Annotated in this window: 24 protein-coding genes; 5 read left to right on the forward strand and 19 right to left on the reverse strand. The window is 58.5% G+C overall.

The window, feature by feature from the left end; all coding sequences use genetic code 11:
- The first annotated feature begins 2 nt into the window (after positions 1-2).
- Both LLF79_RS20335 and yjdP read left to right on the forward strand, forming a co-directional pair.
- Positions 3-2,282, forward strand: a complete 2,280-nt coding sequence (locus LLF79_RS20335) for an ATP-binding protein (protein WP_227880282.1) — start codon at positions 3-5, stop codon at positions 2,280-2,282.
- 69 nt (positions 2,283-2,351) lie between these two features.
- A complete protein-coding gene (gene yjdP / locus LLF79_RS20340; protein ID WP_008500050.1) occupies positions 2,352-2,675 on the forward strand; it encodes a DDRRRQL repeat protein YjdP in 324 nt (107 codons plus the stop codon).
- 82 nt (positions 2,676-2,757) lie between these two features.
- On the opposite strand, the gene phnP is transcribed toward yjdP, so the two are convergent.
- From phnP to LLF79_RS20420, 16 genes are all read right to left on the reverse strand, one after another.
- On the reverse strand, positions 2,758-3,516 hold the full coding sequence (gene phnP / locus LLF79_RS20345) for a phosphonate metabolism protein PhnP (RefSeq protein ID WP_045418002.1): 759 nt from the start codon (positions 3,514-3,516) through the stop codon (positions 2,758-2,760).
- A gap of 9 nt (positions 3,517-3,525) precedes the next feature.
- The gene (phnO, locus tag LLF79_RS20350) at positions 3,526-3,960 is read right to left on the reverse strand and encodes an aminoalkylphosphonate N-acetyltransferase (protein ID WP_045371472.1); all 435 of its coding nucleotides are present in this window, start codon (positions 3,958-3,960) and stop codon (positions 3,526-3,528) included.
- Positions 3,953-4,504 (reverse strand): ribose 1,5-bisphosphokinase, encoded by a 552-nt coding sequence (phnN, locus tag LLF79_RS20355; RefSeq protein WP_031275336.1) that lies wholly within the window; start codon positions 4,502-4,504, stop codon positions 3,953-3,955. Before phnN ends, phnO begins: the two co-directional genes overlap by 8 nt.
- Complete coding sequence (gene phnM, locus LLF79_RS20360; RefSeq protein WP_227880283.1) at positions 4,501-5,637, reverse strand: alpha-D-ribose 1-methylphosphonate 5-triphosphate diphosphatase; 1,137 nt, start codon at positions 5,635-5,637, stop codon at positions 4,501-4,503. Before phnM ends, phnN begins: the two co-directional genes overlap by 4 nt.
- Complete coding sequence (gene phnL / locus LLF79_RS20365; RefSeq protein WP_044597300.1) at positions 5,634-6,314, reverse strand: phosphonate C-P lyase system protein PhnL; 681 nt, start codon at positions 6,312-6,314, stop codon at positions 5,634-5,636. The genes phnM and phnL overlap by 4 nt, the downstream gene beginning before the upstream one ends.
- 105 nt (positions 6,315-6,419) lie before the next feature.
- A complete protein-coding gene (gene phnK / locus LLF79_RS20370; RefSeq protein ID WP_008500057.1) occupies positions 6,420-7,175 on the reverse strand; it encodes a phosphonate C-P lyase system protein PhnK in 756 nt (251 codons plus the stop codon).
- The gene (locus tag LLF79_RS20375) at positions 7,172-8,017 is read right to left on the reverse strand and encodes an alpha-D-ribose 1-methylphosphonate 5-phosphate C-P-lyase PhnJ (protein WP_008500058.1); all 846 of its coding nucleotides are present in this window, start codon (positions 8,015-8,017) and stop codon (positions 7,172-7,174) included. The genes phnK and LLF79_RS20375 overlap by 4 nt, the downstream gene beginning before the upstream one ends.
- On the reverse strand, positions 8,010-9,074 hold the full coding sequence (locus LLF79_RS20380) for a carbon-phosphorus lyase complex subunit PhnI (RefSeq protein ID WP_021242918.1): 1,065 nt from the start codon (positions 9,072-9,074) through the stop codon (positions 8,010-8,012). The genes LLF79_RS20375 and LLF79_RS20380 overlap by 8 nt, the downstream gene beginning before the upstream one ends.
- A complete protein-coding gene (gene phnH, locus LLF79_RS20385) occupies positions 9,074-9,658 on the reverse strand; it encodes a phosphonate C-P lyase system protein PhnH (RefSeq protein ID WP_008500060.1) in 585 nt (194 codons plus the stop codon). Before phnH ends, LLF79_RS20380 begins: the two co-directional genes overlap by 1 nt.
- Complete coding sequence (phnG, locus tag LLF79_RS20390; RefSeq protein ID WP_045407285.1) at positions 9,655-10,107, reverse strand: phosphonate C-P lyase system protein PhnG; 453 nt, start codon at positions 10,105-10,107, stop codon at positions 9,655-9,657. The genes phnH and phnG overlap by 4 nt, the downstream gene beginning before the upstream one ends.
- Positions 10,108-10,833 carry a phosphonate metabolism transcriptional regulator PhnF gene (gene phnF / locus LLF79_RS20395; RefSeq protein WP_008500062.1) on the reverse strand — a complete coding sequence of 242 codons (726 nt, stop codon included), beginning with the start codon at positions 10,831-10,833 and terminating at the stop codon, positions 10,108-10,110. It lies immediately after the preceding gene.
- 20 nt (positions 10,834-10,853) lie between these two features.
- Positions 10,854-11,633, reverse strand: coding sequence for a phosphonate ABC transporter, permease protein PhnE (gene phnE / locus LLF79_RS20400; RefSeq protein WP_039266960.1), 780 nt, complete (start codon positions 11,631-11,633; stop codon positions 10,854-10,856).
- Between the two features lie 102 nt (positions 11,634-11,735).
- Positions 11,736-12,752 carry a phosphonate ABC transporter substrate-binding protein gene (gene phnD / locus LLF79_RS20405; protein ID WP_008500064.1) on the reverse strand — a complete coding sequence of 339 codons (1,017 nt, stop codon included), beginning with the start codon at positions 12,750-12,752 and terminating at the stop codon, positions 11,736-11,738.
- Between the two features lie 24 nt (positions 12,753-12,776).
- On the reverse strand, positions 12,777-13,565 hold the full coding sequence (gene phnC, locus LLF79_RS20410; RefSeq protein ID WP_023618659.1) for a phosphonate ABC transporter ATP-binding protein: 789 nt from the start codon (positions 13,563-13,565) through the stop codon (positions 12,777-12,779).
- A 173-nt stretch (positions 13,566-13,738) separates the two neighbouring features.
- Positions 13,739-14,179 (reverse strand): VOC family metalloprotein YjdN, encoded by a 441-nt coding sequence (gene yjdN, locus LLF79_RS20415; protein ID WP_023345287.1) that lies wholly within the window; start codon positions 14,177-14,179, stop codon positions 13,739-13,741.
- A 123-nt stretch (positions 14,180-14,302) separates the two neighbouring features.
- A complete protein-coding gene (locus tag LLF79_RS20420) occupies positions 14,303-14,638 on the reverse strand; it encodes a zinc ribbon domain-containing protein YjdM (protein ID WP_227880284.1) in 336 nt (111 codons plus the stop codon).
- Positions 14,639-15,232: 594 nt separating this feature from the next.
- Here LLF79_RS20420 and crfC point away from each other — a divergent pair.
- The gene (crfC, locus tag LLF79_RS20425) at positions 15,233-17,578 is read left to right on the forward strand and encodes a clamp-binding protein CrfC (RefSeq protein ID WP_206805824.1); all 2,346 of its coding nucleotides are present in this window, start codon (positions 15,233-15,235) and stop codon (positions 17,576-17,578) included.
- Positions 17,575-18,450 carry a diguanylate cyclase regulator RdcB family protein gene (locus LLF79_RS20430; protein ID WP_008500070.1) on the forward strand — a complete coding sequence of 292 codons (876 nt, stop codon included), beginning with the start codon at positions 17,575-17,577 and terminating at the stop codon, positions 18,448-18,450. Before crfC ends, LLF79_RS20430 begins: the two co-directional genes overlap by 4 nt.
- Before the next feature lie 57 nt (positions 18,451-18,507).
- Here the strand turns inward: LLF79_RS20430 and kdgT are convergent, their stop codons facing one another.
- Positions 18,508-19,500 carry a 2-keto-3-deoxygluconate transporter gene (kdgT, locus tag LLF79_RS20435; RefSeq protein WP_008500071.1) on the reverse strand — a complete coding sequence of 331 codons (993 nt, stop codon included), beginning with the start codon at positions 19,498-19,500 and terminating at the stop codon, positions 18,508-18,510.
- A gap of 649 nt (positions 19,501-20,149) precedes the next feature.
- Between kdgT and proP the strand changes: the two genes are divergently transcribed.
- Entirely contained in the window at positions 20,150-21,652 is a 1,503-nt protein-coding gene (gene proP, locus LLF79_RS20440; RefSeq protein ID WP_008500072.1) for a glycine betaine/L-proline transporter ProP, read from the forward strand.
- 32 nt (positions 21,653-21,684) lie between these two features.
- On the opposite strand, the gene LLF79_RS20445 is transcribed toward proP, so the two are convergent.
- Complete coding sequence (locus LLF79_RS20445) at positions 21,685-22,638, reverse strand: nickel/cobalt transporter (RefSeq protein ID WP_227880286.1); 954 nt, start codon at positions 22,636-22,638, stop codon at positions 21,685-21,687.
- 196 nt (positions 22,639-22,834) lie between these two features.
- Positions 22,835-23,017, reverse strand: a 183-nt coding sequence (locus tag LLF79_RS20450) for a hypothetical protein (protein WP_205246319.1), incomplete at its 5' end; no start/stop codon positions are given.

Below are 23,017 nucleotides of genomic sequence, written 5' to 3' on the forward strand. Positions count from 1 at the left end.
CCATGCCATCACGCCCCCCGTTCTTCGCCAGCGCCCGAGGCCGCCTGCTGATTTTCAATCTGCTGGTGGTCGCCGTGACGCTGATGGTGAGCGGCGTGGCGGTGCTCGGCTTCCGCCACGCCAGCCAAATCCAGGAGCAGGTCCAGCAGCAAACGCTGGACGACATGACCGGCAGCATGAACCTGGCCCGCGACACCGCCAGCGTGGCAACGGCGGCGGTGCGGCTCTCGCAGGTGGTGGGGGCGCTCGAGTACAAAGGTGAAGCCGAGCGCCTGAAGCAGACGCAAATGGCCCTGCGCCACTCGCTGGAGCAGCTTGCGGAGGCGCCGCTGGCGCAGCAGGAGCCAGCCCTGGTGGCGCGTATTATTCAACGAAGCAATGAGCTACAGCAGAGCGTGACGGAGATGCTGGAGCGCGGACAGCGACGCCATCTGGAGCGTAACGCGCTGCTGAGCTCGCTGTACCAAAGCCAGAGCTACCTGCGTCATCTGCAGGACATCAACCGCCGCTATGGCAGCAATGTTCCGGATGCGCAGCAGCTGATGGAGATGGACCGGCTGATCGCCGCCGCCATCGACACCCCCTCGCCGCGCGCAACCGTTCAGCAGCTGGACGCGGTGGCCGCGATGCTGCCCCGGAGTGCCGCACAGCCGGTCGTGAAGGCGGTTCTGCCTGATTTTAATGCCGAGCTAGGTCAGCTCGCCCCGCTGTCGAAGCAGCTGGAGGAGAGCGATCTGGCGATAAGCTGGTACATGTTCCACATCAAGGCGCTGGTGGCGATCCTCAACAGCGATATTAATCAGTACGTTGAGCAGGTGGCGCAGGCCTCCCGGCTTCGCACCGCCCAGAGCCATCACGAACTGCAATCCATCAGCGTATTTATCACCATTTTCGCCGTGCTGGCGCTGATCATCACCGGGTGTGCCTGCTGGTATATCTACCGCCATCTGGCCTCCAACCTGACGGCCATTTCCCGGGCGATGTCACGCCTTGCTCACGGCGAACAGGATGTTTCCGTTCCCGCGCTGCAGCGGCGTGATGAGCTGGGTGAACTGGCGCGCGCGTTTAACGTTTTTGCCCGCAACACCGCCTCGCTTGAGCACACCACGCGCCTGTTGAAAGAGAAGACCACGCAGATGGAGATCGACCGCATTGAGCGTCAGGGGCTGGAAGAGGCGCTCCTGCACAGCCAGAAAATGAAGGCCGTCGGACAGCTGACGGGCGGGCTGGCGCATGATTTTAATAACCTGCTGGCGGTGATCATCGGCAGCCTTGAGCTAACCGACCCCGAATCAAACGACGCGCCGCGCATTACCCGGGCGCTGAAGGCGGCCGAGCGTGGCGCCTTGCTGACCCAGCGCCTGCTGGCGTTTTCTCGCAAGCAATCCCTGACCCCGCATGCGGTAGAGATGCAGCCGCTGCTGGAGAACCTCCGGGAACTGCTGCGTCACTCCCTCCCTGCCACCCTGACCCTGGAGATCGAAGCGCAATCCCCGGCATGGCCCGCCTGGATAGACGTTAGCCAGCTGGAAAACGCCATCATAAACCTGGTGATGAACGCACGCGATGCAATGGAAGGGCAAAGCGGGGTGATAAAAATCCGCACCTGGAATCAGCGCGTCACCCGCAGCGACGGGCGCAGGCAGGATATGGTGGCGCTGGAGGTCATTGACCGCGGCTGCGGGATGTCTCAGGAGGTGAAATCCCGCGTCTTTGAGCCGTTCTTCACCACCAAACAGACCGGGAGCGGGAGCGGGTTAGGCCTGTCGATGGTCTACGGCTTTGTCCGCCAGTCCGGCGGCCGCGTGGAGATCGAGAGCGCGCCGGGGCAGGGGACGACCGTCCGGCTTCACCTTCCGCGATCGACGCTACCTGTAGTTCCTGAAGATGAAACGCTCTCTGCCACCGCCTCCGTCGATAGCGAGCGGCTGGTACTGGTGCTGGAAGATGAAGCCGATGTCCGTCAGACCCTGTGCGAGCAGCTGCACCAGCTTGGCTACCTGACGCTCGAAGCGGAAAACGGCGAGCAGGCGCTGAACATTCTGGCGGCGTCGCCGGATATTGGCATGTTTATCAGCGACCTGATGTTGCCGGGAAGCCTGAGCGGAGCCGAGGTGATTAGCCATGTGCGCAGCCACTATCCGCAGCTTCCGGTGCTGCTGATCAGCGGACAGGATTTACGGCCCACGCATAATCCTCAGCTGCCGGACGTTCAGCTACTGCGCAAGCCGTTTACGCGGGTGCAGCTGGCGCAGGCGCTGCGGAGAGTGATGGTAATTTGAGATTCCTCCGCTACCCCGGCTTCCCGCCGTTCATTATCGTAAAGCCAGTTCACCTGCGAGTCTGGCATTATGAAACGTTACTCTACCGCTCTGTTATTTGGTCTGCTGTCACTCACCAGCCAGCTGGCGCATGCCGATGTGATTGATGACGCCATTGGCAACATTCAGCAGGCGATCAACGATGCCTATAACCCCAGCAGCAGCCGCAGCAACGATGATGACGATCGTTATGACGATAACCGTCGCATGGATAGCCGTCAGTATGACGATCGCCGTCGGCAGCTTGAAGACAGACGCCGCCGTTTAGATGAGCGTCAGCGCCAGCTGGATGACGACAGACGCCGTCTGGAAGAGGATGAGCGCAGGTTAGAAGACGATTACGATCGAGGCTAAAGCCTGGTGACGCTTCGCTGACGCAGGCCTGCAAAACCCTGGCGCGTAGGCCGGGTAAGGCGCAGCCGCCACCCGGCAAAACTCAGTCGAGAACCAGCACCATCCCGTCATACCCCGCTTCAATGCCGGACGGCAGCGGGTTATCCATCATCCACACGTCAAACTGATGGCTAATGTGCGTCAGGATCACCTGCGGGCAGCCAATCACTTCGTTTAACGCCATCACGGTATTTAAGTCGCAATGGTTTCGCGGCGTCTCGTCGCGCGGTTCGTGGCTGCAGTCGATAATCATCGCCTGCGGCTGATTGTTGAGCAGGAACTTCACCGTTTTTTCCGGCAGCCCGGCGGTGTCGGACAGCCAGGCCACGCGGCTGTGGGCCGATTCCAGCAGATACCCGAAGGTCAGTTTCGAATGGTTGAGCGGCAGCGGCGTGACCCGCATTCCCTGAAGTTCAAACATCACAAACGGTTCGACCGTGTGGCTGAAATCCAGAATCCCCGGATGTTTAAACAGGTCGTCACAGCCCACCTCATCCGGCGGACCGTAGACGGGGATTGTCGCGCCCACGCCCCAGCGCAGGGGGAAGAGTCCCTGGACGTGATCCATATGGTAATGGGTCAGCAAAAACTGCTGAAAGCTGCCTGCGGCCCAGTCGTCCATCAGGTGTGGAATACCGGCATCCAGCAGGGTCACCGCATCGTTGAATTTGACCACCGCGCTACAGGGGCGACGGCGATAGGTCTCCTGCAGGCGCGCCCGGCGGCACGCCGCGCAGTCGCAGCCAAAGACCGGCACGAGTTGCGCGCTTCCGGTTCCTGTTAACGTGATTGTCAGACTCATAACGCACCTCTACAGCGGTTTGGTGAATCGGAAATGGCTCTGCGTATATCCTTCACGGACGTAAAAACGGTGGGCGTCGGTGCGCTTCACGCTGGTGGAGAGTTCGGTCAGCTCCGCACCGGCCTCTCGTGCCACCCCTTCCGCCCAGGCCAGCAGCTGGCTGCCCACCTTTAACCCGCGCGCCTGCGGCATCACCACCAGCTCCTGGATCTCGCCGATCCAGCGTGCGTGGTGGAGGTGAAACTGCATGTGCAGGCCGATCATGCCGATGACCTGCCCGTCCAGTTCGGCAAGCTGGTAGCGCATGTTGTGATCCTGCAGATTGGCAAGATAGCCCGCGTGAAACGCCTGGCGATCAAATTCGGCCTGCTTTAATTCGCAGATTAACGCATAGACGATTTGCGCATCGTCGGCGGTGGCGGGGCGAAGCGTGCAGTCAGGCATGCTGTTTCTCCTTCTGACGGATAAGCGATAAAAAGGTCTCGACTGACTGTAGCAAACTTCCGTCGTTATTAAGGATATGGCAGTCGGACGGGGTGTAGCGCGCCGCACGCGCAAGCCGCTGATCGATCTCACGGGCGGATTCACGACCCCGGCTCTGCAACCGGCTGCGCAGGACGTCCGGTGAAACCTGCAGGCAAACCGGCAGCAGGGCCGCCCCATAGCGGGCGCGCGCTTGCGAAAGGTGCGCCCGTGAACCGTTGACCAGCACGTCGAACCCCGCATGCAGCCACAGATCGGTCTCGATGCCGATCCCATAGTAATAGCCGTTGGCGTGCCAGCTCAGCGCCAGCAGATTTTGCCCGGCACGGGTAAAAAACTCCTGCTCGCTCAGGGCGATATGGTTTTCACTCCCCGCATTGGCCGCGCGGGTAATGTACCGGTGCGCCACCAGCAGTTGCGGATGCTCCTGCTGCCGTAAGGCGGACAGCAGGCTGTCCTTACCGGAGCCGGACGGCCCCATTAACCAGATAAGTCTTCCCATCAGAACACCCTTTTTCCCTGACGCCAGACGTGGTCAATATGGATGTGCTCGCCCTTGCGGTGGGCCAGCACCAAATCCGCCCGCTTGCCTTCGGCTATCTCGCCGCGATCCTGCAAGTTAAGCGCCGAGGCCGGGTTTTTCGTCACCAGGCGAATCGCCTGCGGCAGCGTAAAGCGGTTGCCCTCGTCGTCGGCCACCCGGAACGCCGCGTCGAGCAGGCTGGCGGGGTAGTAGTCGGACGAGAGAATATCCAGCAGGCCGAGGGACGCGAGCTTGCTTGCCGCAACGTTGCCGGAGTGCGAGCCGCCGCGCACGATGTTCGGTGCGCCCATCAGCACGTTCATGCCGTGCTTGCGGGAGGCTTCAGCCGCCTCGAACGTGGTGGGAAATTCGGCGATCACGCTGCCAAGCTGGTGGGATTCGAGCACGTGATCGTGCGTGGCATCGTCATGGCTGGCCAGCGCGATATTGCGGTCCCGGCACATCGCCGCAATTCGGATACGGTTAGGCTGCGACCACCGTGCCGCAAGCGCCAGCTGCTCTTCTTCATAACGGGCCATCTCCGCGTCGCTGAGGGAATATTTGCCCTGATAGTATTCGCGATATTTTTCAATGTTGGCGAACTGACGCTGCCCCGGCGAGTGGTCCATCAGGGAGACCAGCGACACCGGCTCGCGGCCGACCAGCTTTTCAAACAGCGGCAGGGTAGTGTGGTGCGGTAGCTCGCAGCGCAGGTGCAGGCGGTGCTCGGCGCGGTTGAGGCCGCGCTTTTGCGTCTCCTCGACGGCGTTGATCATCTTCTCCAGGTTCTCCAGACGGTCGCCGCCGTCGCGCACGTCACCGATGGCCACCGCGTCCAGTACGGTGGTGATGCCGCTGGCGACCATCAGCGCGTCGTGGCTGCTCATCGCTGAATGCGCGGGCCAGTCTACCTTCGGGCGGGGAGTGAAGAACTTGTCCAGATTATCGGTATGCAGTTCGATCAGCCCCGGCAGCAGCCAGCCGCCTTCACCGTCCATCGCCTCGGGCGAGCGGCTCTGGGTTTCAGCAAACGCGCGGATTGTTCCGTCCTGGATCTCAATCGAGCCGTCAACCACCTCATTGTCCAGTACCAGCTTGACGTTATTGATAATCATGCGGGAGTCCCCATTGGGTGCAGCCTGTCCGCGACGCGGGTGCGAACGCTCTCGTCGTGGAAGATCCCGACGATCGCCGCGCCGCGCGCTTTGGCCTGTTCGATCAGCGCCACCACGGCCGCGCTGTTTTTAGCGTCGAGCGAGGCGGTGGGTTCATCCAGAAGTAAAATCGGGTAGTCGACGATAAAGCCGCGGGCGATGTTGACGCGCTGCTGCTCGCCGCCGGAAAAGGTCGACGGGGCAAGGTGCCACAGGCGCTCGGGCACGTTCAGGCGCGTCAGCAGGCTGGCGGCTTTGGCGGCACAGGTTTCGCGCGGTACGCCAAGATCCAGCAAGGGCTGCATCACCACGTCCAGGGCGGAGATCCGCGGGATCACCCGCAGAAACTGGCTCACCCAGCCGATCGTCGAGCGGCGTACCTCCAGCACCTTACGCGCCGGGGCCTGCACCAGGTCGATCCATTCATCGCCGTGGCGAATATGAATATGGCCTTCGTCGGGCAGATAGTTGGCGTAAAGGGAGCGCAGCAGGGTCGATTTTCCGCTGCCGGAGTGGCCGTGCAGCACCACGCATTCGCCGCGATTAACCTCCAGCGAGGCATTTTGCAGCACCGGCAGGCGCACGCCGTTTTGCTGGTGGAGCACAAAGGTCTTACTTACGTTTTGTACGTGGATCATGTTGGCCTCGCGATTCGTTTTGCCGGGTGGCGGCTATGCCTTACCCGGCCTACAGGTGCGCTATTCGTAGGCCGGGTAAGCGCAGCGCCACCCGGCAACAGCCCCTCAGTTCTGCAACACGGACGACACCAGAAGCTGGGTGTACGGATGATGGGGATCGTCGAGCACGCGGTCGGTTAACCCACTTTCCACCACCTGACCCTGCTTCATCACCAGCAGGCGGTCCGCCAGCAGGCGCGCGACGCCCAAATCGTGGGTGACAATCACCACTGCCAGGTTCAGCTCTACCACCAGGCCGCGCAGCAGGTCGAGCAGGCGCGCCTGCACGGAGACGTCCAGCCCACCGGTGGGTTCATCCATAAACACCAGCTTCGGATGGGTGACGAGATTGCGGGCAATCTGTAAACGCTGCTGCATGCCGCCGGAGAAGGTTGTCGGCAGGTCGTCGATACGCGAGGCGGGGATTTCCACTTCTTCCAGCCAGTGCTGCGCCGTGGCGCGGATATTGCCGTAGTGGCGCGCGCCGGTGGCCATCAGGCGTTCGCCGATATTGCCTCCCGCCGACACCTGACGGCGCAGGCCGTCCATCGGATGCTGGTGCACCACGCCCCACTCGGTGCGCAGCAGGCGGCGGCGCTCGGCCTCGCTCATGCCGTAGAGCGAGGCGCCCTCATACAAAATGTCGCCGTTCTGCGGCGTCAGGCGCGCGGAGATGGATTTCAGCAGGGTGGTTTTGCCGGAGCCGGACTCGCCGACGATCCCCAGCACTTCGCCCGGCCACAGCTCGAACGACACGTCGCTGAAGCCTTTGCCCGGCGCATACAGGTGGGTCAGGTGATTTACCGAAAGCAGCGGTTTCATTGGCCGTTCGCCTCGCTCTGTTGGCGGCAGAAATCGGTGTCGGAGCAGACAAACATCCGTTTGCCCGTGTCGTCCAGCACCACTTCATCCAGATAGCTGTGTTTGGATCCGCAGATGGCGCACGGCTCGTCCCACTCCTGCACCGTAAACGGGTGATCGTCGAAATCCAGGCTTTCCACGCGGGTGTAAGGCGGGACGGCGTAGATGCGTTTTTCACGTCCGGCGCCAAAAAGTTGCAGGGCGGGCATCATGTCCATCTTCGGATTATCGAATTTTGGGATCGGCGACGGGTCCATGACGTAGCGGCCGTTGACCTTCACCGGGTAGGCGTAGGTGGTGGCGATATGGCCGAAGCGGGCGATATCCTCATACAGCTTCACCTGCATCACGCCGTACTCTTCCAGCGCGTGCATGGTGCGGGTTTCGGTTTCGCGCGGCTCGATAAAGCGTAGCGGCTCCGGGATCGGCACCTGAAAAATCAAAATCTGATCTTCCGTGAGCGGGGTTTCCGGAATGCGGTGGCGGGTCTGGATCAGCGTCGCGTCTTCGGTTTTTTCGGTGGTCGCGACGCCCGTTACCCGCTGAAAGAAGGTGCGGATCGATACGGCGTTGGTGGTGTCGTCCGCGCCCTGGTCGATGACCTTCAGCACGTCCGCCTCGCCGATCACGCTGGCGGTAATCTGGATGCCGCCCGTCCCCCAGCCGTAGGGCATCGGCATTTCTCGGCCGCCGAACGGCACCTGATAGCCAGGAATCGCCACCGCTTTTAAGATGGCGCGCCGGATCATGCGTTTGGTTTGCTCGTCCAGATAGGCAAAGTTGTAGCCGCTTAAGTTAGCCATGTTTGCGCTCCCGTTGCAGGCGTTTCAGCAGTTCCAGTTCGGCCTGGAAATCGACGTAGTGCGGCAGCTTGAGGTGCGAGACGAAGCCCGCGGCCTCGACGTTATCCGCGTGGGCCAGCACAAACTCTTCGTCCTGCGCCGGGCCAGCAACGTGCTCGCCGTAGTCCGGTGCCTGCAGGGCGCGGTCGACCAGCGCCATGGCCATCGCCTTGCGTTCGCCGAGGCCAAACACCAGCCCGTAGCCGCGGGTAAAGTGCGGGTCTTCATTTTCGGGCGCGACAAAACCGTTCACCATTTCACACTCGGTCATCAGCAGTTCGCCGACGTTTACGGCAAAACCCAGCTCTTCCGGCACGATTTCGACGTCGATATAGCCGCTGCGAATTTCGGCGGCAAACGGGTGGTTGCGCCCGTAGCCACGCTGGGTGGAGTAGGCCAGCGCCAGCAGATAGCCCTCGTCGCCGCGCATCAGCTGCTGCAGGCGGGACGAGCGCGAGCACGGGTAAACCGGCGGCGTGCGGGTGATGTCATCCGGCTGCGCGCCGGAGTCCTCTTCCGCCTTCGCCAGACCCTGTTTCGCCAGCAGGCTGAAGACGTGCGGAGACGGTTCCTGTTCGGCGTCAGAGGTACTGAGTCGTGGCGCCTCGCCGTTCGCCAGCAGGGTAAAATCCAGCAGGCGATGGGTGTAGTCATAGGTAGGACCGAGCCGCTGGCCGCCGGGAATGTCTTTATAAACGGCAGAAATGCGGCGCTCCAGGCGCATCTCCGCCGTGTTGATGGGTTCGCTGACCGCCAGCTTCGCCAGCGTGGTGCGGTAGGCGCGCAGCAGGAAGATGGCTTCCACGTTATCGCCGCTGGCCTGCTTGAGGGCCAGCGCCGCCAGCTCGCGGTCGGCGATACCGCCCTCGGTCATCACCCGATCGACGGCGAGATTAAGCTGCTGTTCAATCTGGGCGACGCTCAGCTCAGGGAGCTGTTCATCACCCCGTCGTCTGTGCGCCTGCAGCGCATGGGCGGCGGCGATCGCTTTTTCGCCCCCTTTGACGGCAACGTACATCAGCACACCTCCACGTGGGTGGTCCGCGGGATGGCCAGCAGGCGCTCGCCGCAGGTCAGGATCAGGTCAATGCCCAGCGGGAACGGGTGCGGGCGCTCGGTCAGCTCGTGAATGATGCACTCCGGCAGCTGCGGCGCGACCATGCGTTCGTCGGCGATGCCTGCGCCCGTCAGGCGCAGCATGCGGCCGCCGCTCAGGCTGGCGACCTGCAAAATCAGCGTGGCGCTGGTTTCCGGGGCGACGGCGGTGCCTTCGCTCAGGGCATTCAGCTGTTCATGGCTGATTTGTTCGTCGGCCACGGCAAAGATTGCCTGCTGCGGCTGTTCAACAAGCGGGGCGCCGGTGTGAAAACGCAGGTTCTGGTTGGCGATATCGTTCGACAGCGCGCCCGAAAGCCATACCGGGGTATCGTTGTCGGCCAGGGTGAGCAGCACGCTGGTTGTCGCCAGGTTCAGCGGCAGCCAGCCCTGAGAGAGCTGGTGCAGCGAGACAATCACGCCCGGCTCGCTCATGGCTTTTAGCAGGCGACGAAAACTGTGTTGGGCATCCTGGACGGCCAGGGTAAAAGCGGGTTGAAGCGTCATGCGTTGTCTCCGCGAACGAGCGTAAAGAAGTCGACCCGGCTGGTATTCACTTCGGCCTGACGCGCGGCAAGGCGTGCGGCGCGGTCGGCCTCCAGCGGGGAAATAAGGGTTTCCATCAGCGTCTGGAAATGCGGTGGTTCCTGCAAAAGGGCGTCGATGACCGCGCAGCGCTCGGCGTGCGCTTTATCACGCCCCAGCACGTAGCCGTAGCCCAGCGTGCCGCTGTGCAGGCGGATCGCTGCGCGGGTGAGGGTGGCGTCCCCGGCGAAGAAGCGCGCGCCGGTACCGCCCATGCGCGCCTGGATCTGAACGAGGCCGATCTCCGGCGCGCGGAGGAGGTCGTACCCGGGAGCCAGGCTAAGGGCGTTCATGCGGGCAGAGAGCGCAGCAGGCTGGCTGTGGGCCAGCACGCGCATCCAGCGCTGTCGGGTGGCGGTGTCGAAGTGCATTCAATGCTCCATGGTGAATTCGATCATGTCGGCGCGGGTCAGGCTGACGGAGTATTCCGTCGCGTCGATCTCGCCGTCACGGTGGTTGAGGGTGCGCACGCAGAGCAGCGGGGCCATATTGGGGATCTCCAGCACCTTGCTCTCTTTCGCCTGCGCGCGGCGGGCGCTGATGCGCGTCTGGGTGCGTTTCAGCGCAATGCCTGTCGCATTCTGGAGAAAATCATGCAGCGAACCGCTGGAGAAATTCTGCAGCACCGGCCAGAGGGTGAGATCCGCGAAGTAGTGATCGATCTGGCACACCGCCACGCCGTTGACCCGGCGCAGCGTGCGCAGGTGGATGACGTTGTCGCCCTCCTGAATACCCAGCGCGTCCGCCACGTGGCTGGAGGCCGGACGCAGCACCGAGAGCAGCTTTTCGCTGGTCGGGTGGCTGCCTTGATCCAGCAGGTTCTGGCTAAAGCGCGCCTGGGCGTTAAGCGGGTAGTCGAACGGGCGCATCAGCACCAGCACGCCCACGCCCTGACGGCGCTGGACCCAGCCGCGCTCGACCAGCTGGTCAATGGCGCGGCGCAGGGTGTGTCGGTTCACCTCATAGCGGTCAGCAAGCTGCTGCTCGGCAGGAAGGTAGTCTCCGCAGCGGTAGTGCGTGCGCAGCTCCACTTCGAGCTTTGCCGCGATCTCTTGCCAGCGGGTGGGGAAACTGGTCGGATGTCTGGATAAGTGCATAGAAAACAAAGCCTCGCTTCTCAGATGAAGTGCTTACGCAAACGTTGAGAGAGGAAATCCAGCAGGCTGACGGTGACGATGATGAGCACCATCAGGGCGCAGGTTTGCTGGAACTGGAAACCGCGAATCGCTTCCCACAGGGTGACGCCAATCCCGCCTGCGCCGACCATGCCGACGACGGTGGCGGAGCGGACGTTGGACTCAAAGCGGTACAGGGAGTAGGAGATCAGGAGCGGCATCACCTGCGGCAGGACGCCGTAAAGGATCTCTTCGATTTTATTGGCGCCGGTGGCGCGAATGCCTTCCACCGGGCCGGGCTCGATGGCTTCGACCGCCTCGGAAAGCAGCTTGGAGAGCACGCCGGTGGTGTGAATGAACAGCGCCATGACGCCCGCGAACGGACCGAGGCCGACGGCGACCACGAACAGCATCGCAAAGACCATTTCGTTGATCGCACGACAGGCGTCCATCAGGCGGCGCATGGGCTGGTATATCCACCACGGCACGATGTTTTCAGCGCTCATCAGGCCAAACGGAATGGAGAGAATAACGGCCAGCACGGTGCCCCAGACGGCGATTTGCAGGGTGACCGCCATTTCACTGAGGTAGTCTTGCCACTGGCTGAAGTCCGGCGGGAAGAAGTCGGCGGCGAAGGTCGCCATATTGCCCGCGTCTTTGAAGAGCAGCAGCGGATCCATTTCCGCGCCCTTCCAGGAGATAACCAGCACCGCCAGCAGGATGGCCCAGCTTATGAGCGAGAACCAGCTGCGCTTCGGCGGCGGGAGGGTGATGGTTTGCATGTGTAACTCCGCAGGTCTTTGTGTGCCGGATGGCGCTACGCTTATCCGGCCTACGATCCAAAATGTAGGCCCGGTAAGCGCAGCGCCACCGGGCGAAAAGCGTTACTGCACCGCTTTATTCACGCTGGTCATCGCGCCGAGCGCGGCGGTCAGGCGGTCGAGGTCTTCAAGCTGGGCCTGAATCGCGGCCACTTTGCTGGTCTTCTCCTCGTCCTTCAGGCCTTTGTTGTCCTTCACGCCCTGCATCTCTTTAAACAGCGCCAGCTGGCGAATCGGCACCAGCTGCAGGTCGCTTGACGGGCGGAACGGTGCCCAGCCCAGACGTTCCAGGACCGCTTTCTCTTCCGGCGTTTTGCCGTAGGTCATAAAGAAGTCGTACACCTTGTCCTTGGTGCTTTCGGACAGGTTTTTACGCCACACAATCGGGTCGCCGGGGATCAGCGGGGATTTCCAGATAACCTTCAGCTCTTTCAGCTTGTCCGGGGCGGACGTCTTCAGCTTGTCGAGGTTCTCGGTGTTGTTGGTGGCAACGTCCACCTGCTTGTTGGCCACGGCCAGAGCGTTGGTTTCATGGCTGGCGTTTACCGTGCGCTTGAAGTCGCTGGCGGAGGCGTTGTTTTTGGCGAAGACGTAGTAGCCAGGGACAAGGTAACCCGAGGTAGAGTTCGGATCGCCGTTGCCGAAGGTCAGCTCTTTGCGTTTGGCGAGCATGTCGTTGAGGTTGTTGATCGGGCTGTCTTTGTTGACGATCAGCACGCTCCAGTAGCCGGGGGAGCCATCTGCCGCGACGGTCTGGGCAAAGACCTGGCCGTTCGCGCGGTCCACCGCTTCCATGGCGGAGAGGTTGCCGTACCAGGCGATGTCCACTTTATTAAAGCGCATCCCCTGGATGATGCCCGCGTAGTCCGGGGCGAAGAAGGCGTTCACTTTGATCCCCAGCTTGGTTTCCATATCTTTCAGGAACGGTTCCCACTGAGGTTTCAGGTTTTGCTGTGATTCCGTCGAAATAATGCCGAAGTTTAGCGCTTTTTCCTGCTCTTCCGCATACGCCGGGCTTAACAGGGTGCTGAGGCTGAACATGCTGGTAAAGGCCAGCGCGGCAACGGCTTTGTAGCTCATGTACTTTCCTCGGATCGGGTTTAATTAAGCAGCCTGCGCGTTCTCTTCGACGCGGTTAATGCTGCGGTAGAGATGGTCAAAACGTTCGTTATCAAACTGATGGCTTGCGCCATCAAAGAACACGTGCCCCTGACGCAGGGCGACGATGCGTTCGCAATAGCGCAGGGCGTAATCCACCTGATGCAGCGTGACCACCACGGTAATGCCGTCGTTCTGGTTAATGTCGCGCAGGGTCTCCATCACGATGCGGGCGGACTCCGGGTCCAGCGAGGCGATGGGTTCGTCAGCAAGAATGATTTGCGCTTTTTGCATCAGCGCGCGCGCAATCGCCACGCGCTGCTGTTGTCCACCGGACAGGGTGGAGACGCGCTGGTGGGCGAAATGCGCCATGCCGACGCGGGTCAGCGCCTGTAAAGCTTCCTGCTTCTGGGAAGGGGTGAACCAGCGCAGACAGGTGCGCCAGAACGGGGTGCTGCCGAGCGCGCCAATCAGCACGTTCTCCAGCACCGTCAGGCGGTTTACCAGGTTAAACTGCTGGAAGATGTAGCCCGTCTGGGCGCGGCTCTTGCGGATATCGCTCGCCAGACGCCCGGCGCGCTGCACGGTATTGCCCAGCAGCTCGACGTGGCTTTCCGGCGTTTTATCGCCGGTGATAAGCCCGCTCAAATGGCGCAGAAGGGTGGATTTACCCGAGCCAGAAGGCCCGAGAAGCGCCACCATGTCGCCCTGCCGGACGGTCAGATCAACGGCATGCAGAGCCTTGTTGTGATTGAAGGTCTTGCTCAGTTTCTCGACGCGGATGACAGTTTGCATGTGCTGGGCCTCACGATAAATGTGGCCTCATGCTGGCGCATCAATGTGACATTTGGGTTAAGTGCAGGTTGCGGGAGTTTGAAGAGTTGAGCGGAGTTTGATGACAATCACCGTAGGCCCGGTCAGCGCAGCGCCACCGGTCGCTGTTGCCGGCTGCGCTGCGCGTGTCCTGCCTACGACGTTTGTTGCTTGACGACGTTAATCATCCACGGCACGCCGTATTTGTCGGTGACTTTACCGAAACCGTGCGCCCAGAAGGTCTCCTGCCACGCCATGTCGATATTCCCGCCATCGGCGAGGTTGTCGAACCAGCGCTTGCCTTCATTGACGTCCTGGGTGTCGAGAACCAGCGTAAAGCCCGCGTACTGCGCGTTGCTGCCGGGCGGCATCCCGTCGCTCATCATGATATCGCTGCCCGCAATGCGGACGTTGGAGTGGGCGATAGCCGAATCCGGAAACTGCATACCGGACGGACAGCCTTCTTCGCTGTTATCGCTTTTTGGCATTTCGCCGAAGGTAATTTTATAGAGAAGTTCTGCGCCGACGGCTTGCTGGTAAAAGGCGGTGGCCTCAGCGCAGTTGCCGGCGAAAGAGATGTAGGGACTTAACGGCATAATCTTTACCTCACGTAAGAAAAGCCCGTTAAGTTTAGTTCTTTTTTTGTAGGCCGGATAAGCGTAGCGCATCCGGCAAAAGCGCCCGGTGGCGCTTCGCTTACCGGGCGTACAGGTGGAAAATCAGTTCTTTTTCACGAACTCAGATTTCAATTTCATTGGACCGAAGCCGTCAATTTTGCAGTCGATATTATGATCGCCTTCAACCAGACGGATATTCTTCACTTTGGTGCCGATCTTCAGCATAGAGGAACTGCCTTTCACCCTCAGGTCCTTAACGACGGTAACGCTGTCACCGTCCGCCAGCAGGTTGCCGTTCGCATCTTTTACGATGAGCGCATCAGCATCCTGAGCCGGCTCGGCATCATTCCATTCATGAGCGCATTCCGGGCAGATGAACATGCCATTATCTTCATAGGTGTATTCAGAATTGCATTTTGGGCAGTGTGGGAGAGACATATCGGTATCCTCAAAAGTGTAAACGCGCTGGAAAGTGCCAGCTAAATGACGGCAGGGTGCCGAAAAAGGCGGCAAGTATAGCGCAAATCCACACCGTTGTCGGTGATATTGTGAATTAAAAAAGCCAAAAAGCGTATCGGGAGTGACACGTTCTGTCAGTCAGTTACGCGAAGCTTATGTCCATTAACACGGTGGGAAGAAATGACGATAAATATATCGAATATTTTATTGCAGCAAATTGCTACGCTCTGCCATTTCGGATAAGGTGAAGCGACACATTGTTATTTATCTCCGGACTTTGCTGCCATACATATCTTATGGCAGTGGTGCATTACCTCTCTTTTTAGGTGGGTAAATAATGGTGATATATCCTGAAGTATCTTAAAAATGGGCTACGCTTTTTTCTTTTGGCTATCAGGCCTGGAGAAGAGTTCTACACGCCATGCAAGGATAGGGAATTATTCCTGATTATCTTCAATCAGTTATATTTCGGCGAACATGTTTTCCACACGTGATCATATAAGCCTGAACAACATAATTAAAACCAGTGGCTTAATAAAAGTAATAAATTTGCGTTAAGGAAAGGCTTTTATCATGCACACACAGACCATTTTTGAATTAAGCCAGGAAGCCGAGCGTTTGTTACAGCTTGCCCTGCAAAATCTTGATACGTTGAAATCAATGCCCACTGAGATGCTGGAGAGCACAGAGGCTGCTATTACTGGCGAAACAAACAACGTTTTACCTTTGCATTTTAGCGCGCGCGGTGTCGACGCCCAGCAGGCGATGCTGAATAATGAATTACGCAAAATAACCCGGCTGGAAATGGTCCTGGCCATTGTTGGCACCATGAAAGCGGGGAAATCGACCACCATTAATGCGATTGTGGGTACCGAAGTGTTGCCGAACCGCAATCGTCCAATGACGGCGCTTCCGACGTTGATTCGCCACACGCCGGGCCAGAAGGAGCCGGTGCTGCATTTCTCTCATTCCTCCCCGATTGATGAATTGATCCAACTGCTTCAGAAACAGCTCTGTGATTACGACCGCGGGAAGCTGGCTCAGCGTCTGGAAATTGATAAAGACATGAATACGCTGCTGGAGCGCATTGAAAAAGGGGAAGCGTTTGAGAAGCATCACCTGGGCGCGCAGCCGATATTTCATTGTCTGAAAAGCCTCAACGATCTGGTGAGACTTTCCCAGGCGCTGGGTGTGGCGTTTCCGTTCTCTGAATATACGGCTATTGAACATATCCCGGTAATTGAGGTGGAGTTCGTGCATCTTGCGGGCCTGGATGCCCACCTCGGGCAGCTGACGCTGCTCGATACGCCCGGGCCGAACGAGGCCGGACAGCCGCATCTGCAAAAAATGCTCAGCGAGCAGTTGTCTCGCGCATCGGCGGTGCTGGCCGTGATGGATTATACCCAGCTTAAATCCATTTCTGATGAAGAAGTCCGCCAGGCGATTTCCGCGGCGGGAAAATCGGTGCCGCTGTATGCGCTGGTCAATAAATTCGATCAGAAAGATCGCAATAGCGATGATGAAGAACAGATTCGGGCGATGATCTCCGGCACCTTAATGAAAGGCAATATTTCGCCTGGCCAGATTTACCCCGTGTCGTCCATGTGGGCGTATCTGGCCAACCGCGCGCGCTATGAGCTAAGTTCGCATGGACGACTGCCGGATCATCAGGAGCAACCCTGGGTGCAGGATTTTGCCGAAGCGGCGCTCGGGCGACGCTGGCGTACGGCGGACCTGGACGATATCGACCATATCCGACATTCTGCCGATTTGCTCTGGGAAGATTCGCTCTTCGAGCAACCGATACGGAAACTGATTTACGCCGCCTATGCCAATGCCTCGCTATACGCGCTGCGTTCGGCCTCGCATAAGCTTCTTAACTACGCGCAAAACGCCCGCGAGTATCTCGATTTCCGCTATCAGGGGCTGACGGTGGCCTTTGAGGCGCTGGAGCTGAATATCGCACGTCTGGAAGAGGACATGGCGCTTTTGCAGACGCGTCAGCGCGTGGTGAGCGATGAGGTGAAACATGAGGTTGAGGAAGCGCTGAACGCCACCGCGGACTTTATGGGATCCCAAAAAACCGCGCTTCACCAGGCGATTGACCAGGTGTTCAGCACGCCCCCGATTCTTGATTCGGCAGGCACCGAACGGCAGCAACTTCGCGGTGAGAGGGTGAAGCAGCTGGTGCTGGACGATGAAGGGCAGGCGCAGATTGCGCTGAGTAAATTACGCGCCTCCTGCGAGCGGGTGATGCTGGATGCCCAGACGAAAATCGGCCGGGAGCTGGCGTTACGCTTCGATCAGCTGGAGTCCACGCTGGCGCGTTCTCTTAACGAAGCCATGCGTCCCATCGAAACGCGTATTAAAGAGCATCTGAGCCATGCGGGTTTTCGGGCGCGGATCAGCTTCCCGGCGTTTCAGGCAAGCCAGCTTAACTTCAATACGCGAGCGCTGTTTAACGATGCGATTGCGCAGGACGACAGCCGGGCCGCCCCACCTTCCGGCGGGAGCAGCATGCGCGAAACGGTCTCTCGCTGGCTCAATAATCCTGGCTGGGGCTGGGACGAGTATGTGGAAACGCGCACGCGCTATGTTATCGACATTGCGCAGCTACATGACAAATTTAAGCAACATATTGATCAGTTTTGTGAACAAATACGTAAAGCTTTGTCCGCGCAGGTCGATGTCTCTGTTACGGCAGGAATGGCGACGTTCTTTGCAGAATTTTCGTTGTGCCTGGCCGGGTTACAGGAAAGCTTGCGTGATAGCCTCGCAGTGCGTCAGCAAAATGAGCACTCAACCCGAGCGCTCTGCCAGTTGTTGAAGCAAAGCATCACTACTGCGACGTGGATACAGGAAGATACCCGACTGTTACGCGATGATATTCAAACTCTATTCGCGGCAGAGCAACCATGACAACACCACTACTGGACGGCCCCGGGCGAACGCTGGAGTGTATTAATCCAAAATTTATGGTCGATCTGGTGCAGGGGGGAGACGCGGCGCGTCATCCTCGCCTGGGACCACAGCAGCTGCAGTTTCGCGAGCGTTTGACGCAGGAAATCATGACGCATACCCGGCTACGCCCCTGGGCGATGGCGGGTATGCTCAATGAAAATGCGGCGCTGCGCCTGGGGCTGGCGGAAAAGCTGGCCGGGATGCTTGATCCGGGCCATCTCGCGCTGACGCTGATGGCAGAGAAGCTGATTGCGCTGCGTCAGCAGACTCACCCACGCACCCTGCAGTCTCCCGGACTGACGCAGCAGTACGCCGATCTCGTGTCTCATTTTACCCAACGCGCAGCCTGGAAAGAAAAGGCGCTGACCCAGCGCGGGCTAACGGTGCAGGCGGGTGAGCACAGCGAGCAAATTTTTACCCGCTGGCGGGCCGGACATTATGATGGCTGGTCGCTGGCCGGGCGCTGTTTTATCGTTCTGGAAGAACTGCGCTGGGGAGCATTTGGCGACGCATGCCGCCTCGCGAAAGAAGATGTGGCGGCCATGCTTAAGGATAACCTGCGCAGCATGGCGGCTAACTATCTGGCGCAGGGCATTAATGCCTCACCCACGACCCGCCATTTTTATCACCAGTGGCTGACAGCGCCTGCTTCTCCCGGATCGATCGATCATAAAGACATGCTGGGCTGGCTGGGGGACTGGTGTCAGGCGGATAAGCATCCGGTGAGCTGGTCAGTGACGCAAAACTGGCAGACCGTCGCACTGGGGATGCCGAGGCTCTGTTCGGCAAAACGGCTGGTGGACGGGATGGTGGAAGAGATTTTTGGGTAAATCCCTTACCCCTCACCCTCTCCCCGCAGGGAAGAGGGGAGGGTTTGGTGCGGTGTGTTAATGGCGGAGTTCGACCGCTTTTCGTTCGATATTCTGCTCGGGGGCATTGGCGTAGCGTTTCGCATATAGCGCCGTGATGATCGGCACCAGTAGCGCAGTGACAATCACGCTGGCGGCAACCAGCGCCGTCGCTGAAGCGGCTACCGGTTCGAAGGCCGGGTTAATCTGGGCAATAATCACCGGGTTGGCGACGGCAGCGCCTGCGGCTGAAGAGGCGGCGACGCCCGCCGTGCCGTTTCCTCCCCCGATCACGCGGTCGGCAACGATCAGCGGAATACCGGTAATGACGATTACGGCGACACCCAGCACAATACCCAGCAGGCCGGTATCAAGGATAACCTTCAGGTTGATGGTGTTCCCCAGCGCAAAGCCGAAGAACGGGATCAGCACCGGCGTGGCTTTGCTGAAGAAATCACGCAGATCGTGATCGAGGTTGCCAAGGGCAAAGCCGATCAGGAAGGGCAGGATTGCGCCGACAAAGTGGTGGGGTTCAAAAGAGGCCAGGCCAGCGGACCCCAGGATCAGCATCGTCATCAGCGGGCCTGATTCGAGAGACATCAAGACAAATGCGCCGGACTCTTCTTTCGTCCCGTACTGGTTCATCAGGCTGGCGTACAATCCGCCGTTAGTCATATCCATCGCGGAGACAATCGCCAGCACCGATAACCCCGCGAAGAACCCGGTCTGAATTCCATTCTCCGGGATGAACATCGCGCATATCATTGCCACCGCCCAGGCTACCGCTATTTTGGTTATTACCAGCGTGCCGGATTTCCGTAATACGGTACCGGTCGCCCGCAAATTAATGGATGCACCGATACAAAAAAACCAGACGGCAAGAATTGGAACCGTGCCCGTTATCATGCCTTTTGTGAAACCACCAAAATAAGCCCCGGTATCAGGGGCAAGGGTATTCAGGATGGCGCCCAGCACCAGCGGAACCAGCATCATACCGCCGGGTATGCGTTCTATCGTGGCTTTAATCTTCATGGACAATCCTCACATCTGACCCCGCAGGACGGGCGTTCGGTGTTAAAAATTAGTCAATAAATTCAATTGATTGGCATTTGTTTTTGAGTGGCGTTTCTCGATAATCCCGCCAGGAAAATAAATGTTTTCTCTCGATTAACTTCATTGGAAAACACATGGAATGCTGTATTCGGATTTATCATGCGATAATTGGAATATTGATTCAATCAAAATAAAACATCGTTTTAGTTATGTTTGTCACATATTCAATGTAAAACTATCGGCGGCTTCATGATGAAGAAAATTTATGTAAATTGAATGTGAGTAAACGTGGTTTGTTTTTTTGTTGCGAAAGAACTCATGACGTGCGTGAGAGAGCTCATGAGGCGGGGATGAGAAAGGGCTTATTTGCACTGATTGACAAATACTGGACTGAGTTGACCTGATGCTGAAATATGTGTGAAGTTGAACACAAATATAAACGCTGGTAGGGTAAAAAGGTCATTAACTGCCCAGGCAGGCGTCAACAGGTTCGGTTGTATCGACGTAAACGTCAATGTAAGTAAACCTGCTACGCTTGAATAAGGCGATTCGCATGGAGCGGATCCCATGGTTCACAGAACGCACACTGGACTGTGAAACAGACAGGGCCGAGTCAACGAGGATAGCTATGCTGAGAAGGAAAAAGATTAAACCCATCACACTTCGCGACGTCACCATTATTGATGACGCCAAACTGCGTAAAGCGATTACCGCAGCCTCGCTCGGTAATGCGATGGAATGGTTCGATTTTGGTGTCTACGGCTTTGTGGCCTATGCGTTAGGTAAAGTGTTTTTCCCCGGGGCCGATCCCAGCCTGCAGATGATTGCGGCACTGGGTACGTTCTCCGTTCCCTTCCTGATTCGCCCGCTGGGTGGTCTGTTCTTCGGTATGCTCGGTGATAAATATGGTCGTCAGAAGATCCTGGCTATCACCATCGTCATTATGTCTATCAGTACATTCTGTATCGGCCTTATACCGTCTTACGCCACTATCGGCATTTGGGCACCGATTCTGCTGCTGATCTGTAAGATGGCACAGGGCTTCTCCGTGGGCGGTGAATATACTGGCGCCTCGATCTTCGTTGCCGAGTATTCTCCTGACCGTAAGCGCGGATTTATGGGAAGCTGGCTGGACTTCGGCTCCATTGCCGGTTTTGTCCTGGGCGCGGGCGTGGTGGTGCTGATTTCAACCGTGGTGGGGGAAGAGAACTTCCTCGACTGGGGCTGGCGTATCCCATTCTTCCTGGCACTGCCGCTGGGGATCATTGGTCTCTACCTGCGTCATGCGCTTGAAGAGACGCCTGCGTTCCAGCAGCACGTTGATAAGCTGGAGCAGGGTGACCGCGAAGGGCTGCAGGACGGTCCGAAGGTATCGTTCAAAGAGATTGCCACTAAGCACTGGCGAAGCCTGCTGGTCTGTATCGGTCTGGTGATCTCCACCAACGTGACCTATTACATGCTGCTGACCTACATGCCGAGCTATCTGTCGCATAACCTGCACTACTCGGAAGATCACGGTGTGCTGATCATTATCGCCATCATGGTGGGTATGCTGTTTGTGCAGCCGATTATGGGCCTGTTGAGTGACCGCTTTGGTCGTCGACCGTTCATTATTCTGGGAAGCGTTGCGCTGTTTGCCCTCGCCATCCCGGCATTTATTCTGATCAACAGTAATGTACTGGGGCTGATTTTTGCCGGTCTGCTGATGCTGGCGGTGATCCTTAACTGCTTTATCGGGGTGATGGCCTCAACGCTGCCCGCGATGTTCCCGACCCATATTCGCTACAGCGCGCTGGCCGCGGCCTTTAACATCTCGGTGCTGATTGCCGGCCTGACCCCGACGCTTGCCGCCTCGCTGGTGGAGAGCACGCAGAACCTGATGATGCCTGCTTATTACCTGATGGTGATCGCGGTGATTGGTTTGATTACCGGTATTACCATGAAGGAGACGGCGAATCGCCCTCTGAAAGGCGCAACGCCTGCGGCATCGGATATCCAGGAAGCGAAAGAGATCCTCCGTGAGCACTACGATAATGTAGAGCAGAAGATTGAGGATATTGACGCCGAGATTGAAGAGCTGCAGAAAAAACGTTCCCGACTGGTGGATCAGCATCCACGCATCAACGAGTAACAAAAAACCCGCCGCTGGCGGGTTTTCTTTTATTAGCATCCTGCGGCGATGTAGTCGCCATTGGCGCTGATGGGGATCACCGTCAGGAACAGCACCGTCGCGAACAGGATCAGGACTATCCCTCCGGCAATTTTGACGGCCGGCACCAGCCATTTTAACGAGGCGCTTTCTCCGAACCAGGTCACCGTGCGTTCGCGGGCGTAACGTACAGCCAGTGAAAGCCCCATAATAGAGAGCGCGGTTCCCAGAGACATAGTCATGACTGCGGCCATCCCCCAGGTAACAATGCCCAGCGCGTTGGAGAACATCAGGATCATGATCGCCCCGCTGCACGGGCGTGCGCCAATCGCCAGTATCACGCCCAGACGGGTTTTCCAGTCGCCCTGCGTCAGGTCTGCACCTACGCCGTGATGACCGCAGCCACAGTGTTCGTCGTGCTGATGAAGCGGCTTAATGGCAGAGACAGACATCCTGCGCGGGCGCAGGCTCTTCAGCGCCTGGTAAATGATGAATGCGCCGAATGCGCCAATAAGCACTGCGCTGACCTTCTCCACATACCAGCGGCTGGTACTGATATCCCCTGAGGCGAGGTTAAACCCTACCGCCAGGATAAAGACAAACAGAATGGCGCTGACGCCCTGCATCAGGCTGCCCAGGAAAGGGACGACCCGGGCGGCCAGCTCGCTTTCCTTATTGGTAGTCAGATAGGTCGTCACAATGAATTTTCCGTGCCCGGGGCCAATGGCGTGGAGTACGCCATAAAGGAAAGCCCCCGTTAACAACCATAATCCGCCGCTGTACTGGTGGTTATTCAGCTGCAGCAGGTACATCACCAGATAGCGGTGCAGGGTAATTTGCGTGGCAAGACACCACTGGATAAAGGCGTTCCAGTGCGCATGCAGGGTAAAACCGGCAAAGAGAATTGCCAGCAGCATCAACCCAGCGGTAGGGAGACGCCAGTCACGGGTGAGGCGTTGTGTGGTCATGAAGCGGCCTGCACAGAGAAGAGTATTTGCCGCCAGTATAGTTGATCTTCCCGCTCAGTTCGTGGGATCGCATTGGGATCCGTGCAGAATTGTGGATAACTTTGTGCATAAATGGGTATAAGGCGGGGTTTTGCTGGGGAATGCAGCAGTCAGTCATTTTTTTGCAACTTTTCGGTTGCGGTCGTTCGCGAACTCCCTATAATGCGCCTCCATCGACACGGCGGATGTGAATCACTTCACACAACAAGCGGTTCGGTTGAAGAGAAAAAATCCTGAAATAACGGGTTGACTCTGAAAGAGGAAAGCGTAATATACGCCACCTCGCAACGGTGAGCGAAAGCCGCGTTGCACTGCTCTTTAACAATTTATCAGACAATCT

The sequence above is a fragment of the Enterobacter cloacae complex sp. 2021EL-01169 genome, from assembly GCF_020733125.1.
Classification (GTDB): Bacteria; Pseudomonadota; Gammaproteobacteria; order Enterobacterales; family Enterobacteriaceae; genus Enterobacter; species Enterobacter roggenkampii.

Bases quoted from the DNA above. Each gene is read 5' to 3' on its own strand.
- crfC (WP_206805824.1), top strand. From the start codon at position 15,233: ATGCACACACAGACCATTTTTGAATTAAGCCAGGAAGCCGAGCGTTTG.
- phnP (WP_045418002.1), bottom strand. From the start codon at position 3,516: ATGAGTCTGACAATCACGTTAACAGGAACCGGAAGCGCGCAACTCGTG.
- kdgT (WP_008500071.1), bottom strand. From the start codon at position 19,500: ATGAAGATTAAAGCCACGATAGAACGCATACCCGGCGGTATGATGCTG.
- phnE (WP_039266960.1), bottom strand. From the start codon at position 11,633: ATGCAAACCATCACCCTCCCGCCGCCGAAGCGCAGCTGGTTCTCGCTC.
- proP (WP_008500072.1), top strand. From the start codon at position 20,150: ATGCTGAGAAGGAAAAAGATTAAACCCATCACACTTCGCGACGTCACC.
- LLF79_RS20430 (WP_008500070.1), top strand. From the start codon at position 17,575: ATGACAACACCACTACTGGACGGCCCCGGGCGAACGCTGGAGTGTATT.
- phnF (WP_008500062.1), bottom strand. From the start codon at position 10,833: ATGCACTTATCCAGACATCCGACCAGTTTCCCCACCCGCTGGCAAGAG.
- phnD (WP_008500064.1), bottom strand. From the start codon at position 12,752: ATGAGCTACAAAGCCGTTGCCGCGCTGGCCTTTACCAGCATGTTCAGC.
- phnG (WP_045407285.1), bottom strand. From the start codon at position 10,107: ATGCACTTCGACACCGCCACCCGACAGCGCTGGATGCGCGTGCTGGCC.
- LLF79_RS20375 (WP_008500058.1), bottom strand. From the start codon at position 8,017: ATGGCTAACTTAAGCGGCTACAACTTTGCCTATCTGGACGAGCAAACC.
- phnK (WP_008500057.1), bottom strand. From the start codon at position 7,175: ATGAAACCGCTGCTTTCGGTAAATCACCTGACCCACCTGTATGCGCCG.
- phnO (WP_045371472.1), bottom strand. From the start codon at position 3,960: ATGCCTGACTGCACGCTTCGCCCCGCCACCGCCGACGATGCGCAAATC.
- yjdN (WP_023345287.1), bottom strand. From the start codon at position 14,179: ATGCCGTTAAGTCCCTACATCTCTTTCGCCGGCAACTGCGCTGAGGCC.
- phnL (WP_044597300.1), bottom strand. From the start codon at position 6,314: ATGATCCACGTACAAAACGTAAGTAAGACCTTTGTGCTCCACCAGCAA.
- phnH (WP_008500060.1), bottom strand. From the start codon at position 9,658: ATGACGCTTCAACCCGCTTTTACCCTGGCCGTCCAGGATGCCCAACAC.
- LLF79_RS20420 (WP_227880284.1), bottom strand. From the start codon at position 14,638: ATGTCTCTCCCACACTGCCCAAAATGCAATTCTGAATACACCTATGAA.
- LLF79_RS20380 (WP_021242918.1), bottom strand. From the start codon at position 9,074: ATGTACGTTGCCGTCAAAGGGGGCGAAAAAGCGATCGCCGCCGCCCAT.
- yjdP (WP_008500050.1), top strand. From the start codon at position 2,352: ATGAAACGTTACTCTACCGCTCTGTTATTTGGTCTGCTGTCACTCACC.
- phnC (WP_023618659.1), bottom strand. From the start codon at position 13,565: ATGCAAACTGTCATCCGCGTCGAGAAACTGAGCAAGACCTTCAATCAC.
- LLF79_RS20445 (WP_227880286.1), bottom strand. From the start codon at position 22,638: ATGACCACACAACGCCTCACCCGTGACTGGCGTCTCCCTACCGCTGGG.
- LLF79_RS20335 (WP_227880282.1), top strand. From the start codon at position 3: ATGCCATCACGCCCCCCGTTCTTCGCCAGCGCCCGAGGCCGCCTGCTG.
- phnM (WP_227880283.1), bottom strand. From the start codon at position 5,637: ATGATTATCAATAACGTCAAGCTGGTACTGGACAATGAGGTGGTTGAC.